The organism is Vibrio sp. 1CM23M, from assembly GCF_023161755.1.
Taxonomy (GTDB): Bacteria; Pseudomonadota; Gammaproteobacteria; order Enterobacterales; family Vibrionaceae; genus Vibrio; species Vibrio coralliirubri.
In genome coordinates this window covers 436,381-454,109 of the sequence record NZ_JALNTR010000002.1, presented here as the reverse complement: position 1 = coordinate 454,109, position 17,729 = coordinate 436,381, and the positions used below count along the sequence as shown (strand labels likewise).

The following is a 17,729-nucleotide window of genomic DNA, read 5'->3' as shown; positions in this document are numbered from 1 at the left end:
CGTTCCTCGATGTAAGGAATGAAGAGCAGAATAAACACTCACAACGCCTTCATCCTCGAGAATTGTAACAACTGGCACAGGAGCTCAAATTAGTCGTCATTCCAGAACCGAGGGACGAGGTATGTGGAATCTCAGACCAAAAGTGAGATTCCTTATCACATTCGTTAATGAAGGTCGGAATGTAGGGAAGTTACGGGTTATTTCTTTTTGGGTAAAACGCCGCCGGTCAGATATAATCCAATGATAGCTAGAACAGGATAGCCAAAGGCTTCGTTGATCATTACTCCAATCGGTTGCCACTCGTAACCGTGCATGCAGCCAATCACTACAAACGAATGCAATAACACGTAAGGGACGGTGAACAGCAATACTATGTAACGTTGTACTAGTTTGAATGGCTCATAGGCGCGCAGAAGGGCAAGTTTGTGTTTGGCTTTCTCTTCATCGGTAAAGAACATTGCGTCTCCTGTTTGAGTGATGGTTTTTAAGCCTCGTTCTAACATCGATTGGCTTCCAAAGATTTGTCCTAGCAAATTCATTCATGCTCCTATGTTTGTCTGCTGTATTGAATCCATTTCCTACCTTCTTTCATTCCTTTCTCTTTTTCTTCCTTAAAACTACTCAAATGCGTTCATACTGTTTGGATAACTGTGCGAATGAAGTTCAATGACGGGACAGGCTTTAGTTGGGTTCCATTGGTTATGGCCTAACACTTTGTCATCGGTTATGTCGAACTTGTCTTGCAGTTCACTAATAAACTTAAACAAGGTTTTACGTTGCGCGAGGGTGAAGTTGTCTTGTGGCTCTAAACGGTTGTTGTAACCGCCAATTAAACACACTCCAATATTATGGCGGTTGTATCCTTTCACATGGGCGCCCATTTGATCCATTGGCCTGCCGACTTGTAACTCTCCGTCACGGGTAATCACCCAGTGATATCCAATATCCCTCCAGCCGCGTTGCTTGTGCCAACGTCGAATTTCTTTTACGCCTATATTCATGTTGGGTGGTGTTGCACTGCAATGAACGGTGATCCAATCAAAACGAAGTGGTTGGTTTCGTTTGTTGAGTCTATTAGCCATTAAGGTTTACCTCTTTCAACATTAGATGTTCTAAATACCCAAAGAACACATAAGCTTGATCATTGAGCCATTTTTCTAGCTCGCTCCCTATTTCAATTCTAGGCTTATCCTCAACTTCGTCTTTAACCCCTGCACTAATCTTTACGTCTGTTTCTAGTTTCTGATTTTGCCTGTTTCGTTTACCAAATTTGCAGAACAGCTCCCTTAACAAAACCGATGATTGGTGATCTTTGTGGTCTATCAACCACACATAAGCGACGGCGTATCCTACTGGGTGCTGGCGCTTTGCTTTCACGACCAACCAAATAAAATCACTCGCTTCATCTTCTAAGTAGTGGTTTTTTGGGGAATGTATAGAGGGTGGTAAATACCCAAGCGAATGTGAATTCCAATGCGCTTGATCAAGTGGAAATGAATGACTGTCGTGATTGAAAGTATGAATAAATCGCCGAATGGCTGGTGACATAAATAGCTCCTAACAAGTGAAATGGACAGTGCATCCAATCTGTAAGTTCGTGGTTTAGCCAGTAGGTTCGCGTTTTAAGGATGTTACTGAATGAGCGGATAACCATAATCGCGAATAGTTCGTTAGGGTTTTTCAAATAAAAGCCAGCTTAAATTATTTTAAGTGCGCCGCATTTTTTATGATCACGATGATGGATTAACGACAAATGATGTGAGAAATGCAGCAGCGTACTTTTTGTTACAGGTTTATGAGGCCTATTTTTACCCCTAATTTGAAAGATATTGTTTAGATATTCACTAACTTTCATAAATGGAGCAGGGTGATGAGTCATTCTTTAATAACAGAATTCATGCTGGTGAGAACGGATTCGCCAATCAGCAAATTGATTTTACTTAAGTTAGCCGACAATGCGGATAACTACGGGCAGTGCTTTCCTTCTTATCGGTATCTGGCCAAGTATTGTGAGATTTCAGAGAGAACAGTTAAAGATCACGTCAAACGGTTAGAAAGCTTAGGGTTTGTAGAGAAGATAAAGCGCTTCGATAAAAGAGGTAGGCAGCGAAGTAATCTGTATCAACTTCATCTACTCGATGATCGTCATATTGAAAATGGTTATGCAGAGTGTGAAGAAAAGGAACCAGAGATATCAGGTCCCAGTAAAAAATCTGAGGCAATGTCTCAATCGAAAATCAACGTTGAAACGGATATTGCTGTAAGAAAGAGCGGCAGGAATCGAACCGGCAATAACTGCGCAGCTGATAAGCGCAACGCAATGGATAATGGCGACCAAACTTGTGCATTAAAAAAACACGGTGACGGGATTTACACGGAGGAGGAGGCAAATTCCGCACAGTATGACCGTGTTATTACTGCACGCATAATCACTCAGAAGGAATCAAAAAGAAAAAAGGGAGGCAGAAACAACACGCCTCGTTACGTTGACACTTTGGTTGCGGAGTACGCACAACAGAATCCGGAACACCCAATGAAAAGTCGGATTATGGCAATGATTGAAGAAAAACGAGCAAATGATCAAGCATTAAACAGTGTTGATTTATCAGCCGATGAGGATACCGAATAGCACGACATTAGCCGTAGAAATCAATCAATGTTAAAGAATACAGGGAAGGTGTTTTGTGATTTATTCATTATCAATAGAAGAAGAGAAGCAGATATTAATTCAACAGTTTACCAAGGCCGCAGGTAAGCATAGGGAGTTATTGGATTTAATGGTAGATGCTTACCCTAAAGCTTTGTCGGCCTCGACCCTACAGAAAGGGCTAGCGACTCCTGGGTATCACGCATTTCAGTCTACATTGCGCAATGCTCAAATATTTATCCAGGTTAAGACGCATCAATGTAATAACACCAACCAAATGCTCCACTCTTTTGATACTCAAGCGATAGAGCGAGTTCGTGTGCAGCGTCTACTGAATCAATGTTCTTGTTTCTAAATAGAAACTGGTTTGAATTAGAGTCTAGTTTATTAAGCGTTTTCGAATAGACTAATAATTCAAATTGTGGATCGCTTTATTCATTAATCCCGTTGTAAGTGATTAATGAATAAAGCGTTCATTAAATCAGTATTCATAATGGTATAGAATGAATTTACCATTGCGTACTTGGTACTTGATAAGTATAATCTCGACCTATTGATCCTAGGTGTCTGCTAGGAATATAAAAGTTCAAATATTGGATGTTCCTATGCTAGGTATGTTTGATGAAATACTTTATCCATAATGGGTACTAGGTACACAAAAGGTCCTTTAATGATTAAACACTGTTTGTTTCCTGCTGCTGGCTACGGAACTCGCTTTTTACCAGCAACAAAGTCAATGCCTAAGGAAATGATGCCAATCGTGAATAAACCATTGATTGAGTATGGGGTTGATGAAGCGATACAAGCAGGGATGCAGAGTATGGCGATTGTAACGGGTCGCGGAAAAAATTCGTTGATGGACCATTTCGATAAGAACTACGAGCTCGAGCACCAAATTCACGGCACCACAAAAGAAGGGCTGTTGGATGAAATTCGTGATCTTATCGATTCTGCCCACTTTACCTACATTCGCCAACGCGAAATGAAAGGATTGGGACATGCGATTCTAACCGGTAAAGAGTTGATTGGTGACAACCCGTTTGCTGTGTTGTTGGCCGATGATTTGTGTGTAAACCCAGAGAAGGGTGTACTCGAACAAATGATTGGTTTGTTCAAACAGTTTCGTTGCACCATTGTTGCTGTGGAAGAAGTGCCAATGCATGAAACACATAAATACGGTGTGATTGCAGGTGAGCATCTAAGTGATGACTTAATTCGTGTTACGGACATGATTGAAAAGCCAGACCCCGGCACAGCACCAAGTAACTTAGCCATTATTGGCCGTTATATTTTAACACCTGATATTTTCGAACATATTGAAAACACAGAACCGGGTAAAGGCGGTGAAATTCAGGTAACCGATGCGATCCTCAAACAGGCAAAGCAGGGATGTGTCATTGCATATAAGTTCAAAGGTAAACGCTTTGATTGCGGAAGCGTTGAAGGTTATATCGATGCAACCAACTATTGCTACCAGAACATGTTTTTGAAGCGTGTGGAATAGAGCGACTGGATACAAAGTTGTGCTCAAAATCGCTCCGGTTATGTCGAGAGTTTAGTAAGCCAGTGTTTAGATAACTGATGCCCGGACAGACTAAACACTTGCTTACTTTTTAGTTATACCAATTGCATTAAACAAGGCATTGCTTTTGACAACCATAATTCAAGATAAAGAAAACCCAGTAGTAATTGAAACTGGCATTGCACAAAGAAAAGAACGAGTAAACAAAGTGAAAGTTTACTTGGGAATCAGCCTGATTTTTTTACTGTCGGCTTTTGTTGTTGGTGCAAGTGGCCAAATGCTATTGGCCAATTTTTACGTGTTAGATGCAGAAAAGCAGTTAGGCGCTTTCCTAGAGAATAAAGAAAGTCAGAGTACAAAAAGTCAGCCGGTTTTTGATTTGGCCAAACTAGAATCTGCGATGGAAAAGGTTGCTGAGTGGGACACTAATAACCCGGATAGTCTTTTATTGTTGGCGGCATACCAAGCAGTGATTGCATCGCAAGTTCATGAACTTGGGTCAGAAAATGATTCTTACAGTGTCGAATACAAGTTTGAAGATGCGATAGCAACAGCAAAACAAGCACAGTTGCTCAGGCCCATGAACGCTAAAGCGTTTGTTGCTGAGGCTGAATACCAATGGCGGAATGGCGCGTCATTTGAACAAGTTAACGCTCCGTTTGAAATTGCTTTGCAAAATGGTCGCTTTGAAAGACCTGTTGCCTTGTTTGGTCTGGAGTTTTATCTCGCTTATTGGACGAGGCTAAATGTCGAACAGCGTGTATTGGTGTCGAGTTACCTGCTAGAGCCTAACAAGTATCGTATTAATCACTGGCAAATCAACACGACTATTGCGCGTTCTCCAGAGAAGCTACGTGCATGTCGGTTGCTTGCGTTCAATGACAAAACTACGCGTGCATGTAAAGGAATCTGAAATGGTTGAGTTGAACAAGTTTCTTTGTGTATAGCAAGGCAACAGTTTTAAAAAGTACAGTTGTTGAGAGTAACAAAGTGATTTCTGAACAAAGACAAACAAGCTGGAAGCGGGTAGGAGTCTTTTTGATCGTGCTAGCGCTAGGTGGAATGGCTTCGTTGGCCAAATCTTTAGATCTTCTAGCGGGGTTAATCGTCCAGCTAGAAAACAAAGTGGGTGGCGATGTTGTTTTGCATCTGGCGGTTTCTGTTTGCTTAGGTGCTAGTGCCTGCTGGGCTGGTATGACGGATAAGCCAAAACGCCACTTCTTTTACTTTAGTGGACGGCAAGCCGCGCTCATGGTTTTAAGTGTCACGTTAGTCAGTTTAGACGAAGCGACACAGTATTTTATTTCTACGCGAACATTTTCAGTTAATGACTGGCTCGCGAACATGGTTGGTTTGTTTATCGGAATAGGTATCTATCAACTTTTCTCAATTTATCGGATTAAGCAACAGCTATCAGCTTAGCTTGCTTTGGTAAACCATGGTGTGGATGCTGAATTCACACTGTTTAATTCCTAAAAGAGGTATATACATGAAGTTAAACAAATTTATGCTAAGCGCATTGCTTGGTATGACGATGTCAACTTCGGTCACTTATGCTGCTACATCTGAATCTGTCGATTTAGTGGGTATCGTAGAACAAAGTGAGCTGACACCAGAAGAGCTAGTTGCACAGTTGATCGCTCAGTACCCAGAAATGGCTGCAGCAATCGTTGAAACGGTTGTAACGGCTAACCCTGAAGCTGCTGAGTCGGTAGTAACTGCTGCTGTAACGGCGCAACCAGAACAAGCGGCTTCGATTGTTGAAGCGGCAGTAGCAGCTGAACCAGAATCGGCTGAAGCCGTATCGGTTGTGGCGATCGCCGCGGCACCAGAACAAGCTGCTGCTATAGCAACAGTCGCTGCTGAAGCGGGCGTTTCTAGCCAAGCAGTTACAGAAGCAGCGATTGAAGCTGGCATTGATCCTACCCAGGTTCAAGAAGCTGTTGAAGCAGTAGAGCAAGCACCTGTAGCTACTGCTCCTGTTGTTGAAGAAGCGGAAGCTCCGGTAGCTGAAGAGACTCCTGTAGCCGAAGAAGCTCCAGCTGCGGATGAGCAAGCTCCTGTAAATGAAGAAACGCCAGCAAACGAAGATTCTCCAGTAAATGAAGAGTCTCCGGTTAAAGATGAATCTCCAGTTAAAGATGAAACACCAAAAGCGCCTGAATCAGATAAGAAATTCCCTGGTGCAGAGCCGACAAAACCTGTGAAAGATTCGCCTGTTTCAAGCAACTAACACAGTATAAAGCCCGCACACAATCTTTGTTGGTGTATAGCGTTGGGTAGTCGCGAAATGACCTGAATGGTTATGTGTTCATTACCAAACTTTTGTATATCAAGAAGGGAGCGGGCTTTAATGGCACCATTTGTTTTCCAATGAGAATGTTACGATTAATGCGTTTGAATACTTTTAGCTTCTATAGCTTACTTACATTGTTAGTTTGGTTGCCTATTCCACTAGGCTCTAACCGCATATGGGCATGGTCCATTGCTGGAGTTTGGGTTGGCACTACGTTAATCACAACAGTTTTGAGCTTTCGTTCTCATTGGCAAGCATTCCCTTTTCAACGTCTGAATCAGTTCAAATGGTTGCTTTTTCCCGTTGCTATTTTTCAATTGTGGACGGCATTGCAACTACTGCCAATGTCTGAGCTTCCATTGACGTTTATGTCGCCAATGGCTTCTTTGGCTTATGAACAGGTACATTTAGTAACGAATAAACAAGGTTTTGGTCGAATTAGTGTTGACGCTTTCAGTACATATAGCAGCCTAATTAAAGGCTTGGTTTACCTGTTGTTTATCGTGTTAGCGATCGTGCTTATCAACACGGAGAAACGCATCAAATGGGTGCTTAGCGCTTTGTTGTTGAGTGGCTGCTTCCAAGCCGTTTACGGCGCGTTAGTGTTGTTGTTTGGGTTCGAGTTTTCACCGATTTTTGGCATTCGCTTGCCCGATGTCGCAACGGGTTCATTCATCTATAAAAATCACTTAGCCAACTACATGATGATGTGCCTGTGTTTAGGCGCGGGATTGTTGGTTTCACAGCTTCATGTGTCTTCCTCTGGTTCTTGGCATATCCGAATTCAACGTTGGGTATCAGGGTTAATTTCTAACAAGATGGTTGTACGTTGCGGCTTGATCATGATGGTTATCGCGCTTGTAATGACGCGTTCTAGAATGGGCAACACGGCATTTTTCGCTGCTACCTTGATTGGCGGATTCACAGCATTATTGTTTTATAACCAAAAGCCGCGCGCATTAGTTGCACTAGTCATCAGCTTGGTCTTGATTGATACCGTCGTTGTCGGGTCTTTATTTGGTTTATCCAAAGTAAAAGATCGCTTAGAGCAAACCGCTATGGAGAAAGAAACACGAGTAGAAGTGGTCGATTGGGGAACGTTAATGGTTGAGCAAGCCCCACTTACTGGTTATGGAGCGGGGAGCTTTCATTCCACATTTCCTAGGTTCAGTTTTTGGAACATTGGTTATTACGATCATGCGCATAACGAGTATTTGCAATTTGCAGTCGAGTCAGGTTTACCGATGACGTTAATGTTGGGAACAATGCTTTTTGTCGCTTTATATAAAACGATTCAAACCATGCGTAAACGCCGTAGTAAAACCATGAAAGGGACAGCGCTTGGTTGCTACATGGCCATTGTTGGCATGCTGATTCACATTTCCGTGGATTTTAACCTCCAACCTTCTGCTAATGCCATGACGTTTTTAATGGTCTTGGTTCTAGTCGGGGTGTCATCTGTATTGCCATCAGGCAAACGCCGTACGTCTACACAAGAGAGTCACAATGTTTAATCGAATTTTAGTGGTTTGCATGGGTAACATCTGTCGTTCTCCACTAGGTGAAGCGTCATTGAAAGCGATAATGCCGAACAAAGTGGTTTCTTCTGCTGGGATTGCGACTGAGCCAAGTGGCTTAATTGGTCAACCCGCAGACTCTATGATGCAAGACGTTTCGGCGAATCATGGCTTAGAACTTAATAAACACAAAGCACAACAGCTAACTCAAGAATTGTGTGATCTTAGTGATCTTATTTTGGTTATGGAGCCTGCCCATATCGATTTGGTGGCGTCCATTGCACCTAACGCGAGGCATAAGACGTTATTGCTAGGGCAGTGGAGCGTAGGGACTATTGCAGACCCTTACCAAAAAGACCAACAGGCTTTTGAATTTGCTCTGCAACAGGTGTTACAAGCAAGTCGCCAATGGGCGCAAAAGATCGCCTAATTTACGGCATTAGTGAAAATATTAACTACTGCGATATGAGCTACGCAAGATATTAACTAGGTGCAATATCAGCTAGGTGCGACATGAATTACGCAGTGGACTAAATGAGTCCTGATAGATAAGTCAGGAATTCATCAATTTAAGAAGTTGAGTTTAATGGGGTATCAACTACACCCCTTTAAATTTTTTAAGGAATACAGCACTTGTATTCATTTTACGGTCTAGGTACGCAATGGTGCGTAGCTATTAGTTTGGAAATAACAATGAAGAAGACTATTCTCGCTTTAGCGACGTCGGCTGTTCTGTCACCCGCTTACGCTTACGAAATTATTAATAACGAAACGGCTTACCTAGATGTATATGGTGAAGTGAAAGCTCGGGCGTTTTTCTACGACAATGAGAGCAACGATTATACGTTCGGCGAATCTAAGATTGGTGTAGATGCGCGTTACTCAGTGACGGACACAACTAGCGTACTTTCACTGATTGAAGCTGAAATCAACTTTGACGCAGAAGAAGATAAAGATGAAGATGATCTTTACCTATCAAAATACTATGCAGGCGCACAACACGAAGTGTTAGGTACGCTAACGTTTGGTAAACATGCAACAACTTCTGATGACCTAAATGGCGTTGATTACTCTGAAGCGTTTGGTGGTTTAGCTAATCTTAATGCGGTAAGCCAACATGACCTTGGCCTTAAGTACAAATTCGAAACTGAAGTGTTTGCTCTAAGTGTTAACTACGGGCCTGAAGCCGGTGACTTAGACCGTGAAATTATGGAAGCTTACGGTCAGTATTTCCTTGCTGATCTAACGTTAACGGCTGGTGTGGGTTCTTCTTCAACAAACGTGACTCAAAACAGTAAAGATGAGCTGTACTCTATGCTGAGCGGTGAGCTCAACATGGGTGACTACAAGCTAGGTGCAACGTACTACAATACTGATATTGAAGACCGTTCAAACAGCCAACTTGACGTTAAGAAAAACGCTTTCGCTATCGCCGGTCAAATGGAAATCATTGAAAAGCTATTTGGTTACACTGGTTATGAGTTCATCTCTCAAGATTCAAATACACGTACTTTAGACGGCGAAATCAATAACTTTTATCTAGGTTCACGTTACGAAATCGTTGAGTGGGCAAGTGTTTATGCTGAAGTGAACCTTGTTGATGACGGTACTAAAGTCGTTGATCAGCAAGCCACTAACTATGCGCTAGGTGCGACTGTTAGCTGGTAATTGAAGGTAAATAATACGACTGATTTCAGCAAATCAGTTAAAGAGTTACGTGTAACTGTGCGGCTTAGAAGTGTTGTAGCATGTTGCGCTCAACTGATAGCTTAAGCAGAGCTCACTATGAAGCGATGCTCGTCGCCGTGTTTACGAAATTAGTGTTGGCTAAATAAAAAAGCAGTGGGACATTCGTCGCACTGCTTTTTTTATGAAATTTGATCGGTTAGAGCTCCATCTTATTTTTGATAGACACCAATTACATATCAGCTGTTAGTGTCATCAAGATAAGAGGTTAATTAAAAGTTAATTTCCATTAGCTCGGTAACCGTTAAGCCGAATAATAGTTGAATTAGTGCAAACGAATCTTCTTCGGGAAGCTTTTCTGAAATGAGCTTCGTTAGAGTGATCACACCATTTCGACCATTACCATCGGCGCCTTTCTTATGAGCATGCATGATAAACATTCGCATGATCATTCTAAATTGATTCGAGCTCATTGCTTGTTTCCAAGAATCAATGAGTTGAGTTCGCGATGAAAAATCGAGATGTCTGAGGATAATAGGGAATACTTTGCCCTGAATCGCGGTTTCAAAATCAGCATTACTAGGGTAGTAGCCTTGTAATGTACTTTTCCTCAATCCTGTTTCTTTACTTAGGCGGTCGTAAGTTACGTTGTCCCAGCCTTCGTTAAGAAAAATTTCAAGAATGATCGCATTGTAAGAGGCGAAATTTTCTTCCCATTGCGCTTTACTAATACGTGCCATAGTTGTCTCCATAATGTTGATAAATGAAACATTAGCACAAAATTTTTAAAAAGTAATAGGTACGTATAGTATCTTGACAGAGGATAACAGTATTTTACATGCTGTTGACATAGATAAGTGGTAAATCATACTTTTTGGTGAAATAAGTAGAAAGTTATTAACTGATAATTTACCGACTAAAGAGGAGTGGAGATACTACTAATATGAGAGTTGAGATATGTCGAGTTAACTGACGAGAACATAACCATTAGGTTATCGTCTATGCCGAAAAGTGTGTATTAAAAGGCTACGTTCTTAGCACAACGAACACGTCCTAGCTAACTCGATAAATTTAAGTGGCTGACAGTAAAACTGTTTATTTTTAACAAACAGTTTTTGTAAGAGTCTCTTTTATTGGGGCTATAACAGCTAACCCGAAAACATGAACCATTATTTCGTTGGTGTCATCATCGGGAAGGGCGTGAGTAATTGTTTTATGGAAGCTTTCCATTGCTTGATTAGCAATTGGCGTGGGCTCACTTGAAATACAATGCGATATAAGCATTTGAACAATGAAACTGAACTCCATCTTTTCAAGAGCTCTATCCCACGAATCCAACAAACTCTCTTTGCTCGTTAGGTCAAGTTCCTCAAGCATTAAACTTTTTAAATTTCCTTTGAGGGCGACTAAAAAATCATTATTACTAGGGTAGTAGCCTTGTAATGTACTTTTACGAAGCCCAGTAATTTTTGAGATACGATCGTATGTAACTTTGCCCCAGCCTTCGGTCAAGAAGATGTCCAAAATAACAGAATTTAGTTTTTGGTAATTTTCTTCTTTTTGCTGTTTGGTGATACGACTCAAAGCAACCTCAATGTTTGAATTTTCTATGAGTGCAATCATATCGTACCTGGTACCTTATTGAAATAGTATGTCATATTTTTTGTAGCATTATTGTTAGTTATTTAGTGTGTCAGTGCGACGTTGGTGACCTTGATTCAAAGCCTTACCTAGCGAGAAAATGATACTTGATGAATAACAAAACTGTCAAATGCCACACTGTGCATATTCATTCGAGTTGCGGGTGAAGTTCGATATTTTTGTGATCTTCTGTCAAAAAATCAGTGTAATTTGCTTCTATTGTTTATATTTAAGGTGATATCCATTCGTACCATATAAGATTTATGATCTGCGTCTCAATATTGGTAAAGAACTTGAAACGAGTATCAATTTATTTTGCAGGTGAATTCATTAGAGTTAACACCAATTAAAAAGTTATAATGGTCAATGTTTTAGCATTTCAGTTTGAATGAAAAGTCAAAATCATATTGATTCTGATATTCAATCTATGACTTAAAATCACAAGTTAAATCAAAGGTCATCTTTTCCTATAAATTCCATTACTTCTCTATAAATATTCATGATTACAATGAATTGGTTCGGTTGTGATTGGCACAGCTGTTAAGTAAGGAAGTGGGACTAATGTTGAAACGTAAAGCTCTACAACTAGCAGTATTGGTCGGCATGGCGGCTATGTCTGGCGCTGTTTATGCGAATGGTTCAGATATGACGAATCCAGACTCTGGCGTCGTGGTTGGCTATTGGCATAACTGGTGTGACGGTGGCGGCTACCAAGGTGGTAATGCGCCATGTGTGACGCTGGATGAAGTGAACCCAATGTACAACATCGTGAATGTGTCATTCATGAAGGTTTACGATGTGGCTGATGGTCGAATCCCAACTTTTAAACTGGACCCTACCATTGGGCTTTCAGAAGAACAATTTATTGACCAAATCTCGGAGCTCAATAAGCAAGGTCGCTCTGTACTGTTGGCTTTGGGTGGTGCTGATGCACACGTAGAGCTAGAAACCGGTGATGAAAGAGCCTTTGCTGATGAGATTATCCGTCTTACCGAGCGTTACGGTTTCGATGGCCTAGATATCGACCTTGAACAAGCAGCCGTAACCGCAGCAAACAACCAGACCGTGATTCCAGATGCACTTAAGCTAGTGAAAGATCACTACCGTACTGAAGGTAAAAACTTCCTTATTACTATGGCGCCTGAGTTCCCGTATCTAACGACAGGCGGTAAGTACGTTCCTTATATCGACAATCTAGAAGGCTACTACGACTGGATTAACCCACAGTTCTACAACCAAGGTGGCGACGGTATTTGGGTTGAAGGCGTGGGTTGGATTGCTCAAAACAACGATGCGTTAAAAGAAGAATTCATCTACTACATTTCTGATTCTCTTATCAACGGAACGCGTGGCTTCCACAAAATCCCACATGACAAGCTCGTGTTTGGTATTCCTTCAAGTATCGATGCCGCAGCGACAGGTTTTGTGCAAGAGCCACAAGATTTATACGACGCATTTGATAGCCTAACGGCGCAAGGCCAACCGCTACGTGGTGTGATGACTTGGTCTATCAACTGGGACATGGGCACTAACAAAAACGGTCAACAATACAACGAGCAGTTTATTAAAGACTACGGCCCGTTTGTACACGGTCAAGTAACGCCACCACCAGTCGAGGGTGAGCCCGTTCTTAAAGGTGTCGAAAATACCCGTGTTCTCCACGGAACAACATTTGATCCTATGGATGGCGTAACGGCAACAGACAAAGAAGACGGCGATCTAACGTCATCAATCGATGTTGAAGGTTACGTTGAAACCAGTGTTATTGGCACTTACGTTTTAACTTACCGAGTGAAAGACAGCGATAACAACGAAACCACTAAAGCGAGAACGGTAGAGGTTTACAGCCAGAAGCCAGTATTTAATGGTGTGTCTGACACAACTGTTGTGTTGGGAACTGCGTTTGATGCTATGGCCGGCGTGACAGCAAATGATGCTGAAGATGGCGACCTAACAAGTACTATCACACACACTGGCAGTGTCGATGTAAATGAAATCGGCAACTACACGCTTGTGTATAGCGTAACAGACAGCGCGAACCAAACTGTAACCGCTGACCGTAAGGTGTCTGTGGCTGATGGCTCTAACTGTGCTGCGGCATGGGATGCCAACACCGTTTATGTGGAAGGCGACCAAGTATCTCATGACGGTTCAACGTGGGGAGCAGGGTGGTACACTCGCGGTGAAGAACCTGGAACGACAGGTGAGTGGGGCGTTTGGAGAAAAGTTTCAGACTCTTCATGTGGTGGTAACCCAGATCCGGGCGATGACTTAGAGCTTTCGGTTTCAGGACTTCAATCACAATATGCGCCAGATAACGGCAACGTCCGTTTAGATCTGACACTGACATCAAATGAAGCATTAGATGTTACCGCTATGGTGATCAACAGTGCAGGTACTGTAGTTGAGCAAACTAAGGTTAACGTAACGGACAGCCGTGCTATTACCATCGACTTATACGATGTAGCGGAAGGGCAATACGCACTTGAAGTGGTCGGTAAAGCATCTGACGGTGAAATGGTGATGGTAAACGATTCGTTCGCTGTTAAAGACGGTGGCGGAACAACACCTCCTCCAGGTGATTACCCTCCATATGAAGCGGGCACAAACTACGCAGCGGGTGACATTGTGGTCGGCAGCGATAATGGCTTGTACGAATGTAAGCCTTGGCCATACACGGCATGGTGTGCAAGCGCGTCTTACGCTCCAGCAGATAGCCAATACTGGCAAGATGCTTGGACTAAGTTGTAGTCTGATAGCTCAACGTTAGCAATATAAAGTAGACGATCAAAGAGAGGCCATTGTGCCTCTCTTTTTTATTTGGGTAATTTCAAACCTATAAAGCAACCTAAAAAGGTGTGATCTTCGCTATAGATTTAACCAACTTTACCGAAGTTAAACGTTACTCTCACGGTAAATGACCTATGAACGATTAAAGTAATGTGCGGTGCAAATACTATGAAGTGTTACTGTAACAGTGGCTGTAACTATATGTGTAACAATGGGATTTATATATGTAATGGCAAAGATTTCTTAACGGGTTTGTATGGTTGTTAGTCGATATATGACTTTTCTAAATGATTCAATTTCGAGCTTAACGCTTATTTATGGACTAAATTGGTGATGTGTGCTGTTTTTGTGTCTATTTTTAACCCGTGTCATTATAAAGATGCTACTTAGTGTGTAAAATTTAGATAAGGTGGATCTTTTGAGTTTCAATTGTAACCGGTTACAATTACTGTGGCTTTAATCACGGTGTGATTTAAATGTCTTCGTTAACATGATTCCAAGATCATTTAAACGTTAGGTCCTGAAATGTACGTTACGAATACACGTGTCTGGGAAAGTCCAGAAATTATTTCTTTCAATCGACTACGAGCACACACGCCACTATCTAGTTGGCGTAGTGAATTTTGTGCTCAGGTTGGAGGTATAAGCTCATCGGTAATGAGCCTAGATGGAGAATGGGATTTTTCATTATTTCCGTCTCCTGATTCTGTTCCTGAAAACTGGATGGCAGATGAACAACTTCCGAATCAGAAAATTACAGTTCCAGGTAACTGGCAGTTACAGGGGCATGATTTCCCAATTTATACCAATGTGAAATACCCATTTCCATGCAACCCTCCATTTGTTCCAAAAGAGAATCCAACAGGTTGTTATCAGACGACTTTTGAACTACCTGAGAATTGGGAGCAAGAGTCGCAAACGCGAGTCATTTTCGATGGGGTAAATAGTGCATTTTACGTTTGGTGTAATGGTGAGTTTGTAGGTTACTCACAAGATAGTCGCCTTGCTGCTGAGTTTGACCTTACTCCATATCTAACCGAAAGCAATAACACATTATCCGTCAAAGTTCTTCGTTGGTGTGATGGCAGTTACATGGAAGGTCAGGACATGTGGTGGATGAGTGGTATTTTCCGCTCTGTTAGTCTACTCAATAAACCAGTTCGCCACATTAAAGACGTAAAAGTGACGCCAGACCTTGATGCAGCTTATAGAGATGGTGAGCTGAAAATCAATGTCGATACCATGAATGGTGACGGCTTGTCGGTTAAAACCTCACTGTATGATGGTGAGAAAGAAATTGCGTCAAATGTTACGGAAGTCGGTACGGCGCCAGTCGATGAAAAAGGCGGATACAGCGAACGTTGTTTCGCCACGTTAAAGACAAACAATCCAAAGAAGTGGAGTGCTGAAGCTCCAAACCTTTACCGCCTGGTTGTGAGCTTAGTGACAAGTGAAGGTGATGTGATTGAGTGTGAAGGCTACGATGTCGGTTTTCGAAAAATCGAAGTCATAGGGGGTCAGTTGTGCATCAATGGTCAAGCACTGATGATTCGTGGTGTAAACAAGCACGAGCACGATCCAACAACAGGTCATGCAGAAAGCCTTGAACGTGTAGAGCAAGATTTAAAACTGATGAAACAGCATAATTTTAATGCTGTCCGCTGCTCTCATTACCCTAACCAGCCTGGCTTTTACAGCCTGTGTGATCGCTTAGGTTTATACGTTGTCGATGAAGCGAACATTGAAACTCACGGCATGACACCAATGGGACGAATTGCCGATGATCCTCAATGGGCGAGTGCTTTCTTAGAGCGAATGACCCGCATGGTGGAGCGAGACTTTAATCACCCTAGTATCATTATTTGGTCACTTGGCAATGAGTCTGGTTATGGCTCAAACCATAACGCGATGTATCAGTGGACCAAACGAGTCGATCCTTCTCGTGTTATTCAGTATGAGGGAGGCGGTTCTAACACAAGCGTCACCGATATTATCTGTCCTATGTATGCTAGAACCGACGCTGATCAAGAGCAAGGGCATACCAATGAACCTAAACTTTCATTAAAGAAATGGGTTGGTATTGGTGATGAAAACCGTCCAATCATCTTGTGTGAATACGCGCATGCTATGGGTAATAGCCTTGGTGGCTTCGCAGAGTATTGGGATGCATTTAGAGCTCACCCACGTCTACAAGGTGGCTTTATTTGGGATTGGGTCGACCAAGGGCTAGATAAAATCAGCGAAGATGGTGTTCATTACTGGGCATATGGTGGCGATTTCGGCGACGAAATTAACGACCGTCAGTTCTGTATTAATGGCTTAGTCTTTCCTGACAGAACACCACACCCTACATTATTCGAAGCAAAACGGGCTCAGCAACCATTTAGTTTTGAACTTGTATCTTCACAACCGCTTGCAATTAAAGTGACCAGTGAACATTTGTTTGTTGATACGGCTCACCACAGCTTAGATTGGACAGTCATTGATGATAAGGGGGCTGTCATTAGAAGTGGTGAATTGAGCCTAAATCTACCAGCTCAACAGACGCAGCTGATTGAATTAGATTCTGAGTTTGGACTGCTTAATGCTGAGGCTCATCTTAATGTCGCTATTCGATTGCAGCAAGATACTAACTGGGCTAATGCTGGACATATTGTTGCGGAACATCAGGCTACATTAGGCAAAAAACTTCAGCTTGAAGTCGTTGAGAGCAAAATATTTGTACCCGCTAAATTCGAACAGGTTGATGGCGGGCTGCGTGTCACGGCAGCGGATAATCAATGGTATATCAATGCGACCACCGGTGAAGTGGAAAGTTGGAAAAAAGCGGACCGTGAACAGCTGCTTTCTCCAATTCGCGATAACTTCTTCCGAGCACCACTTGATAACGATATTGGTGTGAGTGAAGTCGACCGCCAAGACCCAAATGCTTGGATGGTTCGTTGGCAAAATGCTGGATTGTTTGACTTAGAGCACCGCTGTAAGGGTGTTGAGGTTAATGTCGCGATTGGAGAAGTACGTGTGCGACATGCGTATTTTTCAGCCGATAAGTTGGTTTTAACATCTGTTTGGGATTACAGCTTTACGCAGCAGGGTGAGGCTCAAGTATCGGTATCTGTCGATGTTGATGACTCAATGCCACCAATGCCAAGAATTGGCGCTGAAATGCATTTGAGCGAGTGTCCTCAAAGTGTGGCCTGGCTAGGGCGAGGTCCACATGAAAACTATCCTGACCGTAAGGCAAGTGCTGACTTTGGCCGTTGGATTCAACCAATTGTGAGTATGCATACGCCATACATATTCCCGTCTGATAACGGATTACGTTGCGATACCCAACAACTTCAAATCGGTGACATTGAGCTATTAGGTCACTTCTATTTCAGTGTTAGTCAGTACGGGCAGCAACAACTCGCTCGAGCTAAACATACTTATGAACTGGAAAGGCAACCGGGGTTATTTGTTTACTTCGATGGCTTCCATATGGGAGTAGGCGGGGATGATTCTTGGACACCAAGTGTTCGACCTGAATATCGCTTGCTACGCAACCAATATCAATGGAAATTCGTTTTAAAATAACAACTTGAGCTCACCTCCATTGAGGGGTGAGCCACCCTCTGAACTCTGAATTAT

General features: G+C 42.4%; 15 protein-coding genes and 1 pseudogene. 11 read left to right on the top strand and 5 right to left on the bottom strand.

What is annotated here, in order from left to right; genetic code table 11:
* Positions 1-197: 197 nt before the first annotated feature.
* From MSG35_RS07370 to MSG35_RS07360, 3 genes are all read right to left on the bottom strand, one after another.
* Complete coding sequence (locus MSG35_RS07370; RefSeq protein ID WP_102463789.1) at positions 198-539, bottom strand: hypothetical protein; 342 nt, start codon at positions 537-539, stop codon at positions 198-200.
* A 78-nt stretch (positions 540-617) separates the two neighbouring features.
* Complete coding sequence (locus tag MSG35_RS07365; RefSeq protein WP_248383550.1) at positions 618-1,082, bottom strand: N-acetylmuramoyl-L-alanine amidase; 465 nt, start codon at positions 1,080-1,082, stop codon at positions 618-620.
* Complete coding sequence (locus MSG35_RS07360; RefSeq protein WP_248383549.1) at positions 1,075-1,548, bottom strand: hypothetical protein; 474 nt, start codon at positions 1,546-1,548, stop codon at positions 1,075-1,077. The genes MSG35_RS07365 and MSG35_RS07360 overlap by 8 nt, the downstream gene beginning before the upstream one ends.
* 322 nt (positions 1,549-1,870) lie before the next feature.
* On the opposite strand from MSG35_RS07360, the pseudogene MSG35_RS07355 reads away from it, so the two are divergent.
* From MSG35_RS07355 to MSG35_RS07315, 9 genes and pseudogenes are all read left to right on the top strand, one after another.
* Positions 1,871-2,134 (top strand): annotated as a pseudogene (locus MSG35_RS07355) (helix-turn-helix domain-containing protein); the annotation flags it as partial.
* Between the two features lie 550 nt (positions 2,135-2,684).
* Entirely contained in the window at positions 2,685-3,002 is a 318-nt protein-coding gene (locus tag MSG35_RS07350) for a hypothetical protein (RefSeq protein ID WP_248337924.1), read from the top strand.
* A 315-nt stretch (positions 3,003-3,317) separates the two neighbouring features.
* Entirely contained in the window at positions 3,318-4,151 is an 834-nt protein-coding gene (gene galU / locus MSG35_RS07345; protein WP_248383548.1) for a UTP--glucose-1-phosphate uridylyltransferase GalU, read from the top strand.
* Positions 4,152-4,296: 145 nt separating this feature from the next.
* Complete coding sequence (locus MSG35_RS07340) at positions 4,297-5,082, top strand: hypothetical protein (protein ID WP_248383547.1); 786 nt, start codon at positions 4,297-4,299, stop codon at positions 5,080-5,082.
* Positions 5,083-5,159: 77 nt separating this feature from the next.
* Positions 5,160-5,591 carry a VanZ family protein gene (locus tag MSG35_RS07335; RefSeq protein ID WP_248383546.1) on the top strand — a complete coding sequence of 144 codons (432 nt, stop codon included), beginning with the start codon at positions 5,160-5,162 and terminating at the stop codon, positions 5,589-5,591.
* A gap of 67 nt (positions 5,592-5,658) precedes the next feature.
* On the top strand, positions 5,659-6,402 hold the full coding sequence (locus tag MSG35_RS07330) for a hypothetical protein (protein WP_248383545.1): 744 nt from the start codon (positions 5,659-5,661) through the stop codon (positions 6,400-6,402).
* A gap of 158 nt (positions 6,403-6,560) precedes the next feature.
* A complete protein-coding gene (locus MSG35_RS07325) occupies positions 6,561-7,979 on the top strand; it encodes an O-antigen ligase family protein (protein ID WP_248383544.1) in 1,419 nt (472 codons plus the stop codon).
* A complete protein-coding gene (locus MSG35_RS07320) occupies positions 7,972-8,412 on the top strand; it encodes a low molecular weight protein-tyrosine-phosphatase (protein ID WP_050645225.1) in 441 nt (146 codons plus the stop codon). Before MSG35_RS07325 ends, MSG35_RS07320 begins: the two co-directional genes overlap by 8 nt.
* Before the next feature lie 263 nt (positions 8,413-8,675).
* On the top strand, positions 8,676-9,650 hold the full coding sequence (locus MSG35_RS07315) for a porin (RefSeq protein ID WP_248383543.1): 975 nt from the start codon (positions 8,676-8,678) through the stop codon (positions 9,648-9,650).
* A gap of 290 nt (positions 9,651-9,940) precedes the next feature.
* Here the strand turns inward: MSG35_RS07315 and MSG35_RS07310 are convergent, their stop codons facing one another.
* Positions 9,941-10,408 carry a hypothetical protein gene (locus MSG35_RS07310; protein WP_050645223.1) on the bottom strand — a complete coding sequence of 156 codons (468 nt, stop codon included), beginning with the start codon at positions 10,406-10,408 and terminating at the stop codon, positions 9,941-9,943.
* 361 nt (positions 10,409-10,769) lie between these two features.
* Positions 10,770-11,291 (bottom strand): hypothetical protein, encoded by a 522-nt coding sequence (locus MSG35_RS07305; protein ID WP_050645222.1) that lies wholly within the window; start codon positions 11,289-11,291, stop codon positions 10,770-10,772.
* A 579-nt stretch (positions 11,292-11,870) separates the two neighbouring features.
* Here MSG35_RS07305 and MSG35_RS07300 point away from each other — a divergent pair.
* Both MSG35_RS07300 and MSG35_RS07295 read left to right on the top strand, forming a co-directional pair.
* Entirely contained in the window at positions 11,871-14,060 is a 2,190-nt protein-coding gene (locus MSG35_RS07300) for an immunoglobulin-like domain-containing protein (RefSeq protein WP_248383542.1), read from the top strand.
* A 564-nt stretch (positions 14,061-14,624) separates the two neighbouring features.
* A complete protein-coding gene (locus MSG35_RS07295) occupies positions 14,625-17,675 on the top strand; it encodes a beta-galactosidase (RefSeq protein ID WP_248383541.1) in 3,051 nt (1,016 codons plus the stop codon).
* Positions 17,676-17,729 lie beyond the last annotated feature (54 nt).